We start from the raw sequence: 15,180 nt of genomic DNA, 5'->3' as shown, positions 1-15,180 counted from the left end.
CGGACCACCTAGGTATGAGCGACGACAGCGAGGAGTACGTGCCCGAGGAGTCGACCGAGGAGTTCCCCAGCGAGCACGAGCGCACGCAAGCGGAGCACGTCGAGGAGACCCTCGAAGCGATGGAGGCGGCCGTACAGAGGTCGAGCTACCCGACGAACGCGAGTTCGCTGAAGGCCAAGTACGCGACCGCCCGCGACGAAGCCGTCAACGAGACGGAGGCGCTAGCGGACGTCTTCGACCGGCTGGTGCCCGAGGAGTACGACACCCCCGAGGACGCCCGGGAGGCGATTCTCGGCGAGTTGACCGGGCGCGCGGGCATCGAGCACGGGAACCACGCGGAGTACAACCCCGGGCGCGAGCTCGACGCGATGGACCTCGTCGAGGACGAGTGAGCGAAGCGCTAGCACACCTCGTTCCAGTCGAAACGGAGGGGTGTGGGGTGCTCGTCGTCGTGCGATTCTGTCGCCGGGAAGGTAGTGGCGGGGTCGCGTCGTTCGGGAGGTGTCAGCGGGTTTTCCAGTCGAAACGCCGCCCGCGAGGAGCGGACGGTTGTCAGACGCCCGGCGTCACTGCCGGAGGTCGCGGCGGTCGTAGTGGCGCTGGCAGCTACGGCAGTAGTACCGGCCGTCGCGCTGGCGGCGCAGTCGCGTGTGGCCGCGCGGGCACTTGACGCGCCAGCCGGCGTCGGACGGGTGGTCGGGCATAGCTGCGTCTGACGCGCGTCGCACACAAGAACGGAATCCTGCCGCGCGGTGAAACTGAAAGTGGGTCACGCCAGCGAAGCCACGAACAGCAGGACCGCGACGACGCCCGAGGCCGCGGCGGCGCTCCCGAACGTGGCGTCGTGGCTCTCGTGGAGGCCGTGCGTCCAGATATACGCCTGCCACGCGGCGCCGACGAGCGCGCCGAGCGTGCCGATTGCGGTGCCGGTCGTGTTCGTGAGCTGCCGGAGCTGGTCGGCCAGCAGTTCCGGGTCGCTGGCGAAGTCGACGCCCGAGAACAGGACGACGAGGCCGACGACGCCGAAGGCGGTCTGGACGAGCTGCGCGGGCATCGCCCAGCCGGTGACCGACAGCGTCGCGGTGAACGACCCGCGGCTGCCGGTGAACGCGCCGACCGCGTGCAGCGCGACGGCGACCAGCACCCAGCCGAGGAGGGTGGCGAAGAAAATCACGGGGATGCGGCCGTACACCTCGTCGCGGAGTTCCGCGCCGACCGAGACCTGCTCGGTCCGCGGCTCGTCGATGGTGCACGGTTCGGGCAGCGGGCCGTCCATGTCGGCGAACGACTGGCACATCGACTCCGACCACGGCTCCATCGTCGTGCGCGTGACGGTGGCGTCGATTTGGGCGGCCATGTACTCGCCGATGCCGGCGACCACGACGGACGTGACGACGGCGACCGCGACGACGACGAGCGCGGCGCCGGCGAGCGAGCGCTCGGGCGGGTGCGTCTCGAAGAACGAGTCCGGGTCAAACAGCAGCGACCGCAGGCCGTGGAGGGCGTCCCGGAGCATGGGGACGAGTGGTTCGCCCACGGCGCGGTTCAACGTATCGGCTGTTCTCTCAGTGTGCGTGCGCTCGCTCCGCGTCTTCGTCGGCGCTCGCGCCGTACATCAGGTAGAGTTCCGCGAGGAAGACGAGCGTGAACGCCGCGTTCAGGTACGTCGTGTACCCCGAGGGCGCGGTGCCGCCGGCTTCGCCCTGCGCGGGCACGAGCCCGAGGCCGTGCCACGCGTAGTGGATGGCGACGCCGGAGACGACGGCGGTCACGAAGATGCCGACGAACAGCACCGCTGCCATCCGCAGGCCGTAGTACCGGCGGTAGGCGTCGGTGATGGTCGGGACGATGAGGTCCGCGAAGATGAACGACATGACGCCGCCGAACGCGATGCCGTTGCTCCAGAGGATGACTGCGAACGGGACGTTCCCCACCGAGCAGACGAACGTCACGACGCCGACCGTGACGCCGATGATGGCGCTCGCGGCGACCCACGTGAACGACCCCTGCGCGCCGACGTCGAACAGCGTCGTCCACCACGCGCGCGGCACGAACACCCCGATGAGGCCCGCGACGAGGAAGCCGGCGACGATGTCCGTCCACAGCATCTTCCACTCGCCGACCGCGTTCTTCGCGGCGAGCCGCCAGCCCTGCCGGGTCGCGAGACTGGGCTGGCGCTCGCCGGCCTCGCGTTCCTCGCGGTACGTGCGCTTGCAGGACTCCGAGCAGAAGTACTCGGTCCCCGAGTCGGTCTCCAGCGTCACGACGTCGTCGCTGGTCGGGTCCACGTCCATCCCGCAGACCGGGTCGCGGACGCCCTCCGCGGCCTGAACGTGCTCGCGGGCGGCCGCGAACCACGACTCGGGCACGACGAACTTGAAGACGCCGGCGAGCAACACGATGAGCAACAGCCCGGCGACGTAGTCGGCGAGCACGAACTCCCAGCCGAGCAGAATCCACATCACCAGCCCGAGTTCGATGACGAGGTTCGTGGACGCGAACTGGAACGCCGCCAGGCTCGCTATCGGGGACGCGCCCTTCTTGAAGAGGCTCTTGGTCGTCGCGACGGCGCCGAACGAACACGACGACGACGCGGCGCCGAACAGCGTCCCGAGCCCGAGTTCGCGCAGCCCGGACCCGCCGAGCACCCGGGACATCCGCTGTTCGCTGACGAACGTCTCGACGGCGCCCGCGATAGTGAACCCGAGCACGAGCGCCCACCACGTCTCCCAGAACATCTCGGCGCCGAACCTGACGCCCGCCGCGAGCGTGTCGACGACGCTCATGTGTCAACGAAGGGGCGCTTCGTTTAGTGGCGTTGTGGTTGGATTCGTTCGGCTACTCGGTGGTGGAATCTTGGAACGTAAAGCAGACGCGGCGCTACGAAGTCGAGGAGTGAAGAAGAATAGTCCATCCTGGATTCGAACCAGGGTCGAAGCCCCCAGAAGGCTTCAGGATTGGCCACTACCCCAATGGACTGCTCGCACACGGTAGAAGGCGATTGTGGCTTATGAGTGTTGCGAACCCCGACGACGGAGACACCGCGAGCGCTCCGGCGACCGCGCGAACGTGCCCAGTTCGACGCCTATTTGCCGTCCGAGGATGCACGTTCGCGTATGTACGTCGGACGGTTCGTCGTCGTCGGTCCGGACGTGGCAGCGTACCGAGTGTCCTCGCGGTCGTTCCCGAACCGCCGGGTGGTCGAGCGCGAGGACGCGCTGACGGTCGCGCCGACGCCGGACGCGCCGGAGACGGACAACCCCTACGTGTCGTACAACTGCTATCGGACGGCGGCGGGCCACGCGGTCGTCGGGAACGGCAGCCACGTCGACCCGATTACGGAGAAACTCGGGCTCGGCTACCCGGCGCGGGACGCGCTCGCGGAGAGCCTGCTCGCGCTCGACTACGAGAAAGACGACTACGACACGCCCCGCATCGCGGGCGTACTGACGCCCGACGGCGGGGCGTACGTCGGAACAGTGCGGAAGGACGCGCTACTCGTGGAGGCCGTCGAGGAGCCGACGCTGGTCGCGACCTACGAGAAGGACAGCCCCGAACCAATCGGCTTCGAGGCCGACAGCGCGGGCGAGGCCGCCGAGGAGGCGTACAGCGCGGCGTTCGAGCACGCGGTCTGCGCGGTCGGCGTCGTCCGGGACGGCGACGGCTACGCGACGGCAATCGAGAACGGGCCGGAGAACTAAGGGCGCGCGGGACCGACCTGCGGGTATGAAGGTCGGCGTCGTCTCCGACATCCACTCGAATCTGGTCGCGCTGGAGGCCGTGCTCGACGACCTGCCGGACGTGGACGCGCTCGTCTGCGCCGGCGACGTCGTCGGCTACAATCCGTGGCCCGCGGCGTGCGTGGACGCGCTCCGCGAGCGCGACGTCCCGACGGTGATGGGCAACCACGACCGGATGGTGGCGACCGACCGGAACTTCGGCGGGAACGGGATGGCGCAGGCCGGCGTCCGGCACGCCAAAGCCGAGCTCAACGACGTCCAGCGCGAGTGGGTACAGCGGCTCCCCCGCGAGCGGACGCTGTTCGACGGGCGCGTGAAGGTCGTCCACGACCACCCCGAGGTGCAGGACCGCTACACGTACCCGGAGGCGTTCGGCCCGCACCTGCTCGGCGACGAGGACGCCCTGATTCTCGGGCACACGCACGTCCAGCACCACGAGGTGTACGACGACGGCGTCGTGTTGAATCCGGGGAGCGTCGGCCAGCCCCGCGACCGCGACCCCCGCGCGGCGTACGCGGTGCTGGACGTCGAAGCGCCGTCGGTCGAGGAGCACCGCGTCGAGTACGACGTCGAGCGGGTCGCCGAGGCGGTCAGAGAAGCGGGGTTGCCGGACGGGACCGCGGAGCGACTCGCGGACGGTCGGTAGTCAGGAGCCGAAGTGGTCCTGGACGATGTCCAGCGTCTGCTCGCGGTCGTCCCAGTCCACGAACACCGCCACGGAGGTCGCGCTGGAGATGATGTCGATGACGTTGATGCCGGCCTCCGCGATGGGGTCGACGATGCGCCGGAGGACGCCCGGCTGGTTCGGGAGTTCGCCGCCGAGCACGCGGATGACCGCGACCTCGTCGCGGACGGTGACCGAGGAGAGCTCGCCGACCTCGATGACCTCGCTGTGGAGGACGTTCTCGGCGCGCTCGGCGACGTCCTCGTCGACGTAGAACGTCATCGAGTCCATGCCGGATGCGACCGCGTCAACGTTGATGTCCGAGTCGTAGAGTGCGGTCGACAGCGTGGACATGATGCCGGGGCGGTTGCGGATGGCGCGCCCGGCGACGGTGAGACACGCCAGCGGCGTGTCCCGCATGTCGATCATATTCTCGAACTGCCCCTCGATTTTCGTGCCGCCGGAGAGCAGGTCGCCGTGCTGGTAGTGGATGACGCGGACGTCGAGTTCGTCGTCCTTGAACGAGAGCGCGGAGGGCGCGACGACTTCGGCGCCGCGGAAGGAGAGGTTCCGGAGTTCGTCGACGGTGATTTCGCCGACGTTGCGCGCGCCCTCGACGACGTGGGGGTCGCCGGTCATGACGCCCTCGACGTCGGTGACGATGACGACCTCGTCGGCGTCGGCGTACCGGCCGAGCATCACGGCCGTCGTGTCGCTGCCGCCGCGGCCGAGCGTCGTCACGTTCCCGTCGAGGTCCTCGGCGAGGAAGCCAGTGATGACGGGGACGACGTCGCCGAGGTCCTCAGCGAGCGCTTCCACGCGCTTGCGGGTCTCCTCGACGTCGACCTCGCCGCGGTCGTTGGCGACGACCGGCCAGTCGGGGTGGCCGGGTTCGAGGAAGACAGCGTTCACGCCGCGGGCGGCCAGCGCCGCCTTCAGCATCCGCACGGAGGTGCGCTCGCCCATGGAGACGATTTCCGCGCGGTCGGCGTCGTCGGCCTCGAAGGTGATGTCGTCGAGCAGTTCGTCCGTCGTGTTCCCCATCGCGGACGCGACGACCGCTATCTCGTGGCCGGCGGCGACCGCGTCGGCGACGGAGTCGGCGGCCCGCTCGATGCGGTCGCCGCTCCCGAGACTAGTGCCGCCGAACTTCGCGACTACGCGCATCGCTTCCCACCGGTCCGAGCCGTGCTCATTGCCGGGTCGTAGGGACGCGGGTGGTGATAACTGCTTGCATGCACGAAACGGTTGCCTCCCCCGCGCCCGCGCCGTTAAGTCGGTCGCCGGCGTACGTGGGGCCATGAACGTTCGTGACGCGACGGCGGAGGACGCGGCCGCGCTGGACGCGCTCGCCGACGACGACCTCGACGCCGCGCGCCTCGTCAGGGACCGCACGGTGCGCGTCGCCGACGACGACGGCGACGTCGTGGGGTTCGTGGCGTTCGACGCGGGCCGGGGCGCCGTCCACGTCACGCGACTGGCCGGCGACCCGGAGACGGTGGACGTGCTGCTGGACGGCCCCCGGGAGTTCGCGGCCCACGAGGAACTCCCCGTGGAGGTCGTACTGGACGAGGGCGACGCGCTGGCAGACGTGCTGTTGGACGAGGGCTTCGAGGACGCGGGCGCAGGGCCGCGCTTCAACGGCGCGCGGACGCGGCGGTACCGCTGCGAGCCGTAGCTACAGGTCCATGCCCCGGAAGCGGTAGTAGCCCAGCGCGGGAACGACGACCAGCCAGACGAGCAGCGTCGCGAGCGCGGCCCACTTCGAGAGGTAAATAGGGGGGTTCTGCGGGAACAGCTGGGCGACGATGGTGCCGTTCCCGGGGAGGAACTGGTAGACGGCGTTCGTGAACGCCGCCGACGGCGGCACGCGGTTCATCAGGAGGTACCACTCCGGGGGCGCCGTGTCGATGCCGGGGACCAGCGACCCCGTCGAGAGGTAGTAGATGCCCGAGGTGACCAGCCCCCAGCCGACCTCGAAGACGACGAAGAACACGAGCGCGAGGATGGTGGCGCGACCGGAGCGCTTGGTCGCCGCGGAGAGCCCGACGCCGATGGCGGTGTACGTCACGCCGAGCAGAATCGTCAGAAGCGAGAACCCGAGGTACGCGGTCGCGTCGAAGGTGTCGTAGCGAACGAGCGTGACGATTGCGGCGGCGACGAGGCCGACGACGATGGCGGCGGCGATGACCCCGCCCCGTCCCGCGACCTTCCCGAGAACGGCGTCCCGTCGGGTGTGGGGCAGCGACAGCAGGAACTTCGCGCTCCCGGATTCGAGCTCGCCCGCGATGGCCTTGTGGCCGATGACGAGTCCGGTGATTGGGACGACGAACGCGGCGGGGCTAAGCAGGAAAAAGAGGAGGTCGATGGCCGCCAGCTCCCCGCCCTGCCCGCCGGACTGTATCTCCGTGTAGAGCCACGCCGCGCCCGCCATGAACAGCACGAACAGCGCGGCCAGCGCCCACAGCGCCTTCGAGCGCGCGGCGTCCTGGAAGTCCTTCTTCGCGACGGCGGCCCAGCTCATGCCGACACCTCCTCGTCGCGGCCGTTCGTGTACGCGGCGAACACGTCGTCCAGCGACGCCTCCCGGGTGGCGAAGTCGACGACCTCGCCGCCCGCGCCCTCGACGGCGTCGAGGACGTCGGTCTTGGAGGCGTCATCGGTGGTCACGGTGAGCACGTCGCGGTCGGTGTCGACGCTCGTGACGCCGGGGACGCCCTCGACGGCTTCGACGACGTCGGGCGTGAGTTCCTCGACGGTGACCGTCAGCGTCGAGCCCGTGCCGGCGGCCTCGCGGAGCCCGCGGATGGTGTCCTGCGCGACGAGTTCGCCGGACTGGAGGATGCCGACGCGGTCGCAGACGGCTTCGACCTGTTCGAGGATGTGACTGGAGAAGAAGACGGTCGCGCCGCGAGACGCTTCCTCCTTGATGATTTCGCGCATCTCGCGGGCGCCGTTGGGGTCCAGCCCCGTCGAGGGCTCGTCCAGAATCAGGAGGTCGGGGTCGCCGACGAGCGCGATGGCGAGCGCGAGGCGCTGCTGCATCCCCTTCGAGAAGCCGCCGGCCTTCCGGTCGGCGGCGTCCGGGATGCCGACGCGCTCCAAGAGCGCGTCGGGGTCGTCGTCGGCGGCCTTCGACTCGATGGCGAACTGGAGGTGCTGGCGCGCGGTGAGGCGCTCGTAGACGTGGAACCCCTCGGGGAGCACGCCGATGCGCTGGCGGATGGCCAGCGAGTCGTCGTGGGCGTCGTACCCGAGCACGGTCGCGGTGCCGGCGGTCGGCCGCACGAAGTCCAGGAGGATGTCGATGGTGGTGGACTTCCCGGCGCCGTTCGGCCCGAGGAAGCCGTATATCTCCCCGGACTGGACCTGGAGGTCGAGGTCGTGGAGGGCGGTGACGTCACCGTACCGCTTGGTGACGCCGTCGAGTTCGATTGCTGCCATGCGGGAAGGGTCGCGCCGCCCTCCTAAATCCGTTGGGGGCGTTCGCAGCGCGAGCGACCGCAGGACGGCGGCTCAGAGTTCGACGCGGTCGAAACGCCGCACCGCGAGCGCGAACCCGGCGACCGTCCACGCGAACAGGACGACGGCGCCGACGCCGTCCGGGACGGAGCCGGCCGTGGTGACGGAGTCGACGCCGACGACGGTGAGCGCGTTCGCGTACGCGAAGACGGGGCTGGCGACGACGACGGCGTCCACGGCGCCGCCGCCGACGCTGACGCCGTAGCTGGCGAGAACGGTTCGGCCGAGGCTCAGCGCGACCGGCCAGAAGAACGCCACCACGAAGAACCCGTACGTGGTCGCGGCCGCGAGCGTGGTGGACGTCGAGCCCGCGGTGAGCGCGAGCGTCGCGGCGACGAACGCGGCGGCCAGCAGCGCGGCGAGCGCGAGCACCGCGAGCACGCGGACCACGGGCACCGGCGCGCCGCGGAGCGCGTAGACGACGGCGGCGACGGCGATTGCGGCGACGACGCCGGCGAGCGTCACCGTGAGGCGGGCGGCGCCCGCGCCCGCGAGCAGCGACGACCGCGGGTGCGGCAGCGAGAGCGTGAGCCGGATGCGGCCGGTGGCGACGCCGCTGGGCACGGCCTCGTGGGTGAGCGTGCCGGCGGTCAGCGGCACCGCGAACAGGAACAGCAACGCGAGCGTGGACGGCAGCGGCGTCAGCCCGCCGTTCGTCGAGCCGTACGCGAGCGCGGCCGCGGCCAGCGCGAAGAAGCCGCCGTACACGAGCAGGGAGTTGTCGGCGCGGAGGGCGCGGAGGTCGCGGCGCGCGACGACAGGCCACGTCACGCTACCACCGCCGGGCGGGGCGTCTGCATGGTCGGGCGGTCACGGTGCGGGGTGAAGTGTCTTGCTCCCGGATGCAGCCGCTGCGAACTACACGCGGTCGTCGGGGTCGTGGGAGTCCCGCATCCGACTGGCCTCCTGGCCGTACCGCTGGCGGTCCTCGGCGTCCTCGACGGGTTCGAGGTCGTCGGCGTCGGCGTCGACGGCGGCGGTCGGGTCGCCGGCGTTCAGCGAGCGCTGCTTGCGGAGCACGTGCTCGCCGTCGGGCGTCGCGTACACGAGGTTGAGCAGGCCCTTGTCGGTGTACTCCCGGAAGACCAGCCAGACGCGCTCGGTTTCGGGCATAGTCAGGGCTTCGGGGGCCGGTGGTTCAAGCTTGGTGGTTCGACGCGCGCTCGCCGCCGGCGGTCAGTTCCAGATGAGGGCGGCGACGAGGCCGCCGACGGCGGCGAACAGCACGTTGACGACGAGTTCGAGAAGCATCACGAACAAGAGGAACGCGGCGACGAAGCCGAAGCCGGCGGCGAGCGTCCCGGCGACCGCCGCCAGCCAGACGACGTAGCCGGGCGCGCCGAACACCACGCCGGCGACGGCGCCGTCGAGGGTGGAACTGCCGTCGGAGAGGTAGCCGGCGGCGCCGCCACCGACGGCCTGCGGGAACGGCACCAACGCCAACGCGGTCGCGAGCAGGCCGCCGAGCAGCGGCGCGTGCCAGCGCGGCGGCCGGCGGCCCTCGGCGAGGCGGTCGCGGACGCGGTTGCGGTACCGGCGGAACCAGACGCAGAGGGCAAGCGTGAGGACGCCGGCGACGACGAGGCCGCCGCCGGCCCACGTGGCGACCGCGTAGATGGCGTCCGCGAGTTCGGGCTCCGTCAGCGGGAACTCGGCGGCGTCCGGCCCCGCGAGGAACTCGGCGGCGACGTCCTCGGCGAACGCGCGGTCGACGGCGGTCGAGACGGTCACGCCGAGCCACGCGGCGACGACGCTCCCGACGCCGAGCAGGCCGATTATCAGCCAGTCCAGCCACGTGTCGTAGAACAGCGACGAGCTGTCCGGACCCGCGCTGTCGGCGGGCGCGTCTGCGGTGGCGGTCATACGAGGAGTGATTGTCGGACTGGCGGGTAAGGATACCGCCCGTTCGCAGGCGCAGCGAGCCGCCGGGACCGCGCAGTTGAAAGTCGCCGCGGCCGTACCCCGAAGCGATGGACGCCGACGAGGTCAGGGAGCGCGCGGGCGACCTGCCGACGGAGCCCGGCGTCTACCAGTTCCTCGACGAGAGCGGCGACGCCGACACCGTCCTCTACGTCGGGAAAGCCGTCGACGTGCGGGACCGCGTGCGGTCGTACGCCGACCCCAGAAGCGAGCGCATCGCGCGGATGGTCGAGCGCGCGGACGCCATCGACTTCGCGGTGACCGACACGGAGACGCAGGCGCTGTTGCTGGAGGCGAACCTCGTGAAGCGCCACCAGCCGCGGTACAACGTCCGCCTCAAAGACGACAAGTCCTACCCGCTCGTGCAGTTCACGGACCACGCCGTCCCCCGCATCGAGGTGACGCGGGACCCCGAGGAGGGCGCGGCGGCGTACGGCCCGTACACGGACAAGGGCGACGTGGAGGTCGTGGTGAAGGCGATTCGGGAGGTGTACGGGCTGCGGGGCTGCTCGGACCACAAGTACCGGAACCGCGAGCGCCCCTGCCTGGACTACGAGATGGGGCTGTGTTCGGCGCCCTGCACCGACGAAATCAGCGAGGCCGACTACGCGGCGGACGCGGAGGCCGCCGAGCGCTTCTTCGAGGGGGAGACGGGCGCGCTCGCGGACCCCATCGAGCGCGAGATGGAGCGGGCCGCCCAGGAGCAGAACTTCGAGCGCGCGGCGAACCTCCGGGACCGGCTGGACGTCGTGGAGTCGTTCCACGGCGGCGCGGGCGCGGCGGTCGCGGGCGGCGACGACGCGGCGACGACGGACGTGCTCGGCGTCGCCGTGGAGGGCGAGGACGCGACGGTCGCGCGCCTGCACGCCGAGCGCGGCCAGCTCGTCGAGCGCGACCAGCACCACCTCGATGCTCCCGATGGGGAGAATCCGGCGGACGTGCTGGCGGCGTTCCTCGTGCAGTTCTACGCGGAACGGGACCTCCCGGACCGCCTGCTGTTGCCCGAGCGCCACGGCGATGAGGACGTGGCGGCGTGGCTGGACGAGGCGGGCGTGGAGGTGGCGGTGCCGGGCGCGGGCCGCGAGGCGACGCTCGTGGACCTCGCGCTGAAGAACGCCCACCGGCGCTCCGGGGAGCGCGACGAACTCGGCGCGCTCGCGGACGCGCTCGGCATCGACCGCCCGACGCGCATCGAGGGGTTCGACGTGAGCCACGCGCAGGGGAAGGCCGTCGTCGGCAGCGACGTCTGCTTCGTGGACGGGAGCGCCGAGAAGGCCGACTACCGCCGGAAGAAGCTCGACGAGGAGAACGACGACTACGCGAACATGTACCGGCTGCTGCGGTGGCGCGCTGACCGCGCGGTCGAAGGGAGAGACGACCGCCCGGACCCCGACCTCCTGCTCATCGACGGCGGCGAGGGGCAGCTAGACGCCGCCCGGGAGGCGCTGGCGGACGCCGGCTGGGACGTGCCGGCGGTCGCGCTGGCGAAAGACGAGGAGGTCGTGATAACCGACCAGCGGACGTACGACTGGGACGACGACGCGCCCCAGTTGCACGTCCTCCAGCGCGTGCGCGACGAGGCCCACCGGTTCGCGGTCGCGTACCACCAGACGCTCCGGGACGACGTGGAGACGACGCTGGACAACGTGGACGGCGTCGGCCCGGAACTCCGCAAGCGCCTGCTCCGGCGGTTCGGCAGCGTCGAGGGCGTCCGCGAGGCGTCAGTCGAAGACCTGCGAGACGTCGAGGGCGTGGGCGAAGCGACCGCCGAGACTCTCGCGAGCCGGCTCTAGAAGTCGGAAGCGGGCGCTACCACTCGCCGGGTTCGGGGGCGACGCCCGCGTCCTCGCCCTCGTCGCCGCCGTCGAGATCGTACTCCTCGCGGAGTTCGCGGATGCGGTCGCGGATGTCCGCCGCGAGCTCGAACTCGAGGTTGCCCGCGGCCTCCTCCATGCGCTCTTCGAGGTCCTCCACGAGGACGGCGGCCTCCTGCTCGTCGCTGGGGCCGTCGCCGGCGACATCGGAGGTGTCGGTCTCCGCGCCGGGGAGGTTCATGTCCCCGACCTCCTTGTCGATGGTCGTCGGCGTCGTGCCGTGTTCCTCGTTGAACTCCCGCTGGATGCGGCGGCGGCGCTGGGTCTCCTCGATGGCGTCCCGCATCGCGTCCGTGCGCTCGTCGGCGTACAGCACGACCTCGCCGTTGACGTTCCGCGCGGCGCGGCCCATCGTCTGCACGAGGCTGGTCTCCGAGCGCAGGAATCCCTCCTGGTCGGCGTCCAGAATCGCCACGAGGCTCACCTCCGGGATGTCCAGGCCCTCGCGCAGGAGGTTGATGCCGACGAGCACGTCGTACTCGCCGAGCCGGAGCCCGCGCACGAGTTCGTGGCGTTCGAGCGTGTCCGTCTCGTCGTGCATGTACTCGACGGCGACCCCGGCTTCTTCGAGGTACTCCGTGAGGTCCTCGGCCATGCGCTTGGTGAGCGTCGTCACGAGCACGCGCTCGTCGTTCGCGACGCGCTCGTCGATGCGGTCCATCAGGTCCTCGACCTGTCCGGTGGCGTCGGCGACGTTGATTTCGGGGTCCACGAGGTGCGTCGGTCGGACAATCTGCTCGACGACCTGCGCGGACTGCTCGCGCTCGTAGTCGCCGGGCGTCGCGGAGACGTACAGCGTCTGGTCGGTCTTCTCCTCGAACTCCTCGAACGTCAGCGGGCGGTTGTCGTACGCCGTCGGGAGCCGGAAGCCGTTCTCCACCAGACTGTCTTTCCGTGACTTGTCGCCCGCGTACTGGCCCTTGATTTGGGGGACGGTGCGGTGGGACTCGTCGATGACCGTGAGGAAGTCGTCTGGGAAGTAGTCCAGGAGGGTGTAGGGGGCGTCCCCGGGTTCGCGGTCCGAGAGGTACACCGAGTAGTTCTCGATGCCCGAACAGTAGCCGGCCTCCGCCATCATCTCGAGGTCGAACGTGGTGCGCTCCTCGATGCGCTGGGCGGCGACCATGTCGCCGTTGCGCTCGAAGTGCCGGACGCGCTCGTGCATGTCGTCCCGAATCTTCTCGATGGCTTCCTCCATCTCGCTCTCGGGCACCGAGTAGTGCTCCGCCGGGTGGAACAGGACCGCGGGCTCCTCGCTCTCGACGGTGCCCTCCAGCGGGTCGAGTTTCGCCATCCGGTCCACTTCGTCGCCCCAGAACTCCACGCGCACGGGGTAGCGCCCGTACATCGGGAACACCTCCACGGTGTCCCCGCGGACGCGGAACGTCCCCTGCGTGAAGTCCACGTCGTTGCGCTCGTAGTTCAGGTCCACGAGCCGCCCCAGGAGTTCGTCGCGCTCTATCTCCTGCCCGACTTCGAGGCGGAGGCTCATCTCCTCGTAGTTGCGCGGGTCACCCAGCCCGTAGATGGCGGAGACGGAAGCCACCACGATGACGTCGTCCCGCGTCAACAGCGAGCGCGTCGCGGAGTGACGCAGCCGGTCGATTTCGTCGTTGATGGAGGCGTCCTTCTCGATGTACTTGTCCGTCTGCTCGACGTACGCCTCCGGCTGGTAGTAGTTGTAGTACGAGACGAAGTACTCGACGGCGTTGTCCGGGAAGAGGTTCCGCAGCTCCTCGTAGAGCTGGGCCGCGAGCGTCTTGTTGTGCGCGATGACCAGCGTCGGCTGCTGGAGTTCCTCGACGACCCACGAGACGGTGTTGGTCTTCCCGGAGCCCGTCACTCCGAGCAGCGTCTGCGCGTCCGCGCCGCTCTCGAACCCCTCGACCAACTGCTGGATGGCCTGCGGCTGGTCGCCCGCGGGGTCGAACGGCGCGTCCACGCGGAACGGCTTCTCGGCCTCGGGTCGGTCCGGCTGGAGTGGACCGCTGGCGTCGCTCATTGTCTGGTAGTAGGCGCGAGGACACTTGAGCAGCGTGCTCGACCGAAGGGAGAGCACGGAATGGCGAGCGGGGAGGGACGACCCGCGAGCAGCGTGCCTGACCAACGGGAAGGCACGTTAGGGCGAGCAGCGACCCCCGGAGCCGCGAGCAACGGGCTCGCCGACGGCGGCGGCCGCGTACGGTGCGAACCATCGCCAAGCACTTGCCGGACCCCGACGAACCGCCGACGATGCCCTCCAGACGCGACGCGCTGAAAGCCCTCGCACTCGGTAGCGCGGGCGTGCTCGCCGGCGGCGCCGCACGGTACGGCGCGTGGTCCACGGACGTCCACCAGCCCGCCGACGGGACGTGGCCGCAGCCGCGGTACGGCCCTCGGAACACGGCGCACAGCCCCGACGCGTCGCCGCCGACCGACACCCCCGAAGTCGTCGCCCGGCACGAGGTCGGTGACGCCGTCGAGAGCGTTCGAGTCGGCGCCGAACGCACGTACGCCGGCACCGAGCACGCGGTGTGGGCGTTCGACCGGGACGGCGAACGGGGGTCGGCGTGGAGCCAGTCCGCCGACGCCCGGCAGCTCGCCGTCGGCCCCGACGCCGTGATTGCTGGGGGTCGCGGACAGGTCGCCGGACTCGCCCCCGACAGCGGGGAAGTGCTGTGGCAGCACGACACCGAGACGTACGTTCGGAGCGTTCTAGCCGGTGAGCGAACCGCGTACGTCGGTGGCTACGACGAGCTCGCGGCGTTCGACGCGACCACCGGCAGGCGACGGTGGCGGCTGTCCACGAAGCGAGACACGCGTCCCGGGTTCGACGGCGACGGCCGGCTACTCGTCGCGGGCGACGGCGCCGACGCCGTCCACGCCTACGACCCGCGCAGCGACGCCGAGGGCGTGCTCGCGAACGCTCCGACGCGGACGTGGACGGCGACGGAAGCCAGCGGTGCGACCTACCCCGTGGTCTCGGAGAACGGCGGGCTGTTCGTCGGGAAACTCGGCTGTCCGGACACCTATCCCTGTGGCGTGGTCGCCCTGCGAGGCGACGGGACCGCCGACTGGACTGCCGAACCCGGCCCCAACCTCCAGCACCCGGCGTTCGACGGCGAGCGCGTGTACGTCGCTTCGGCGCGATTCGGCGACGAGGATGGCGTGAGCTACCGCCACGACGCCACGCTGCACGCCCTCGACGCCGAGACCGGCGACGAACTGTGGGCGTTCCAGCGCGGCGAGCGGTTCGCGTCGCCAATCGTCGCCGACAGCACCGTCTACGTCGCGGGGGAGGGCAGCCCGAACGGGAACCTCCACGCCCTCGACGCTGAGACCGGCGACCGGCTGTGGACGCACGATGCGAACGGCGCGAACGCGGTCGTCGCTGTCGAGGACGCGCTGGTCGTCGGCACGGCCGACGGCCGCGTCCTCGAACTCCGGTAGCCCCGCGCTGGGGTCGCGAAAGGACCCGGTA

General features: G+C 70.5%; 16 protein-coding genes and 1 tRNA gene. 6 read left to right on the top strand and 11 right to left on the bottom strand.

The window, feature by feature from the left end:
- Positions 1-14: 14 nt before the first annotated feature.
- Positions 15-392 (top strand): hypothetical protein, encoded by a 378-nt coding sequence (locus ABSL23_RS04630; RefSeq protein WP_353634899.1) that lies wholly within the window; start codon positions 15-17, stop codon positions 390-392.
- Positions 393-566: 174 nt separating this feature from the next.
- Here the strand turns inward: ABSL23_RS04630 and ABSL23_RS04625 are convergent, their stop codons facing one another.
- From ABSL23_RS04625 to ABSL23_RS04610, 4 genes are all read right to left on the bottom strand, one after another.
- Positions 567-704 carry a hypothetical protein gene (locus ABSL23_RS04625; RefSeq protein WP_353634898.1) on the bottom strand — a complete coding sequence of 46 codons (138 nt, stop codon included), beginning with the start codon at positions 702-704 and terminating at the stop codon, positions 567-569.
- Between the two features lie 65 nt (positions 705-769).
- Positions 770-1,516, bottom strand: coding sequence for a Yip1 family protein (locus ABSL23_RS04620; protein ID WP_353634897.1), 747 nt, complete (start codon positions 1,514-1,516; stop codon positions 770-772).
- Positions 1,517-1,565: 49 nt separating this feature from the next.
- Complete coding sequence (locus ABSL23_RS04615; RefSeq protein WP_353634896.1) at positions 1,566-2,786, bottom strand: permease; 1,221 nt, start codon at positions 2,784-2,786, stop codon at positions 1,566-1,568.
- 120 nt (positions 2,787-2,906) lie between these two features.
- Positions 2,907-2,979, bottom strand: a tRNA-Gln gene (locus ABSL23_RS04610).
- Positions 2,980-3,116: 137 nt separating this feature from the next.
- On the opposite strand from ABSL23_RS04610, the gene ABSL23_RS04605 reads away from it, so the two are divergent.
- Together ABSL23_RS04605 and ABSL23_RS04600 are read left to right on the top strand one after the other, a co-directional pair.
- Positions 3,117-3,701: an IMP cyclohydrolase gene (locus ABSL23_RS04605; protein ID WP_353634895.1), complete on the top strand. Its 585-nt coding sequence runs from the start codon at positions 3,117-3,119 to the stop codon at positions 3,699-3,701.
- Between the two features lie 25 nt (positions 3,702-3,726).
- Complete coding sequence (locus ABSL23_RS04600; protein WP_353634894.1) at positions 3,727-4,386, top strand: metallophosphoesterase family protein; 660 nt, start codon at positions 3,727-3,729, stop codon at positions 4,384-4,386.
- On the opposite strand, the gene ABSL23_RS04595 is transcribed toward ABSL23_RS04600, so the two are convergent.
- The gene (locus tag ABSL23_RS04595) at positions 4,387-5,571 is read right to left on the bottom strand and encodes an aspartate kinase (protein WP_353634893.1); all 1,185 of its coding nucleotides are present in this window, start codon (positions 5,569-5,571) and stop codon (positions 4,387-4,389) included.
- Positions 5,572-5,704: 133 nt separating this feature from the next.
- Here ABSL23_RS04595 and ABSL23_RS04590 point away from each other — a divergent pair, with 133 nt between their 5' ends.
- Positions 5,705-6,082: a hypothetical protein gene (locus tag ABSL23_RS04590; RefSeq protein WP_353634892.1), complete on the top strand. Its 378-nt coding sequence runs from the start codon at positions 5,705-5,707 to the stop codon at positions 6,080-6,082.
- Here the strand turns inward: ABSL23_RS04590 and ABSL23_RS04585 are convergent, their stop codons facing one another.
- From ABSL23_RS04585 to ABSL23_RS04565, 5 genes are all read right to left on the bottom strand, one after another.
- Positions 6,083-6,928 carry an ABC transporter permease gene (locus ABSL23_RS04585; RefSeq protein ID WP_059058084.1) on the bottom strand — a complete coding sequence of 282 codons (846 nt, stop codon included), beginning with the start codon at positions 6,926-6,928 and terminating at the stop codon, positions 6,083-6,085.
- The gene (locus ABSL23_RS04580) at positions 6,925-7,848 is read right to left on the bottom strand and encodes an ABC transporter ATP-binding protein (protein WP_353634891.1); all 924 of its coding nucleotides are present in this window, start codon (positions 7,846-7,848) and stop codon (positions 6,925-6,927) included. Before ABSL23_RS04580 ends, ABSL23_RS04585 begins: the two co-directional genes overlap by 4 nt.
- Before the next feature lie 72 nt (positions 7,849-7,920).
- Entirely contained in the window at positions 7,921-8,697 is a 777-nt protein-coding gene (locus tag ABSL23_RS04575) for an ABC transporter permease subunit (RefSeq protein WP_353634890.1), read from the bottom strand.
- Between the two features lie 87 nt (positions 8,698-8,784).
- On the bottom strand, positions 8,785-9,039 hold the full coding sequence (locus ABSL23_RS04570) for a hypothetical protein (RefSeq protein ID WP_059058090.1): 255 nt from the start codon (positions 9,037-9,039) through the stop codon (positions 8,785-8,787).
- A 63-nt stretch (positions 9,040-9,102) separates the two neighbouring features.
- The gene (locus tag ABSL23_RS04565; protein ID WP_353634889.1) at positions 9,103-9,789 is read right to left on the bottom strand and encodes a DUF5518 domain-containing protein; all 687 of its coding nucleotides are present in this window, start codon (positions 9,787-9,789) and stop codon (positions 9,103-9,105) included.
- 107 nt (positions 9,790-9,896) lie between these two features.
- Here ABSL23_RS04565 and ABSL23_RS04560 point away from each other — a divergent pair, with 107 nt between their 5' ends.
- Positions 9,897-11,639: an excinuclease ABC subunit C gene (locus ABSL23_RS04560; protein ID WP_353634888.1), complete on the top strand. Its 1,743-nt coding sequence runs from the start codon at positions 9,897-9,899 to the stop codon at positions 11,637-11,639.
- 16 nt (positions 11,640-11,655) lie between these two features.
- On the opposite strand, the gene uvrB is transcribed toward ABSL23_RS04560, so the two are convergent.
- Complete coding sequence (gene uvrB / locus ABSL23_RS04555; RefSeq protein ID WP_353634887.1) at positions 11,656-13,722, bottom strand: excinuclease ABC subunit UvrB; 2,067 nt, start codon at positions 13,720-13,722, stop codon at positions 11,656-11,658.
- A 230-nt stretch (positions 13,723-13,952) separates the two neighbouring features.
- On the opposite strand from uvrB, the gene ABSL23_RS04550 reads away from it, so the two are divergent.
- Positions 13,953-15,149 carry a PQQ-binding-like beta-propeller repeat protein gene (locus ABSL23_RS04550; protein WP_353634886.1) on the top strand — a complete coding sequence of 399 codons (1,197 nt, stop codon included), beginning with the start codon at positions 13,953-13,955 and terminating at the stop codon, positions 15,147-15,149.
- Positions 15,150-15,180 lie beyond the last annotated feature (31 nt).

The organism is Halobacterium sp. NMX12-1, from assembly GCF_040435975.1.
Taxonomy (GTDB): domain Archaea; phylum Halobacteriota; class Halobacteria; order Halobacteriales; family Halobacteriaceae; genus Halobacterium; species Halobacterium hubeiense.
This window is presented reverse-complemented; position numbering and strand designations above follow the sequence as displayed.

Coding starts and splice junctions, on each gene's coding strand:
- ABSL23_RS04630 (WP_353634899.1), top strand. CDS start 15: ATGAGCGACGACAGCGAGGAGTACGTGCCCGAGGAGTCGACCGAGGAG.
- ABSL23_RS04625 (WP_353634898.1), bottom strand. CDS start 704: ATGCCCGACCACCCGTCCGACGCCGGCTGGCGCGTCAAGTGCCCGCGC.
- ABSL23_RS04620 (WP_353634897.1), bottom strand. CDS start 1,516: ATGCTCCGGGACGCCCTCCACGGCCTGCGGTCGCTGCTGTTTGACCCG.
- ABSL23_RS04615 (WP_353634896.1), bottom strand. CDS start 2,786: ATGAGCGTCGTCGACACGCTCGCGGCGGGCGTCAGGTTCGGCGCCGAG.
- ABSL23_RS04605 (WP_353634895.1), top strand. CDS start 3,117: ATGTACGTCGGACGGTTCGTCGTCGTCGGTCCGGACGTGGCAGCGTAC.
- ABSL23_RS04600 (WP_353634894.1), top strand. CDS start 3,727: ATGAAGGTCGGCGTCGTCTCCGACATCCACTCGAATCTGGTCGCGCTG.
- ABSL23_RS04595 (WP_353634893.1), bottom strand. CDS start 5,571: ATGCGCGTAGTCGCGAAGTTCGGCGGCACTAGTCTCGGGAGCGGCGAC.
- ABSL23_RS04590 (WP_353634892.1), top strand. CDS start 5,705: ATGAACGTTCGTGACGCGACGGCGGAGGACGCGGCCGCGCTGGACGCG.
- ABSL23_RS04585 (WP_059058084.1), bottom strand. CDS start 6,928: ATGAGCTGGGCCGCCGTCGCGAAGAAGGACTTCCAGGACGCCGCGCGC.
- ABSL23_RS04580 (WP_353634891.1), bottom strand. CDS start 7,848: ATGGCAGCAATCGAACTCGACGGCGTCACCAAGCGGTACGGTGACGTC.
- ABSL23_RS04570 (WP_059058090.1), bottom strand. CDS start 9,039: ATGCCCGAAACCGAGCGCGTCTGGCTGGTCTTCCGGGAGTACACCGAC.
- ABSL23_RS04565 (WP_353634889.1), bottom strand. CDS start 9,789: ATGACCGCCACCGCAGACGCGCCCGCCGACAGCGCGGGTCCGGACAGC.
- ABSL23_RS04560 (WP_353634888.1), top strand. CDS start 9,897: ATGGACGCCGACGAGGTCAGGGAGCGCGCGGGCGACCTGCCGACGGAG.
- uvrB (WP_353634887.1), bottom strand. CDS start 13,722: ATGAGCGACGCCAGCGGTCCACTCCAGCCGGACCGACCCGAGGCCGAG.
- ABSL23_RS04550 (WP_353634886.1), top strand. CDS start 13,953: ATGCCCTCCAGACGCGACGCGCTGAAAGCCCTCGCACTCGGTAGCGCG.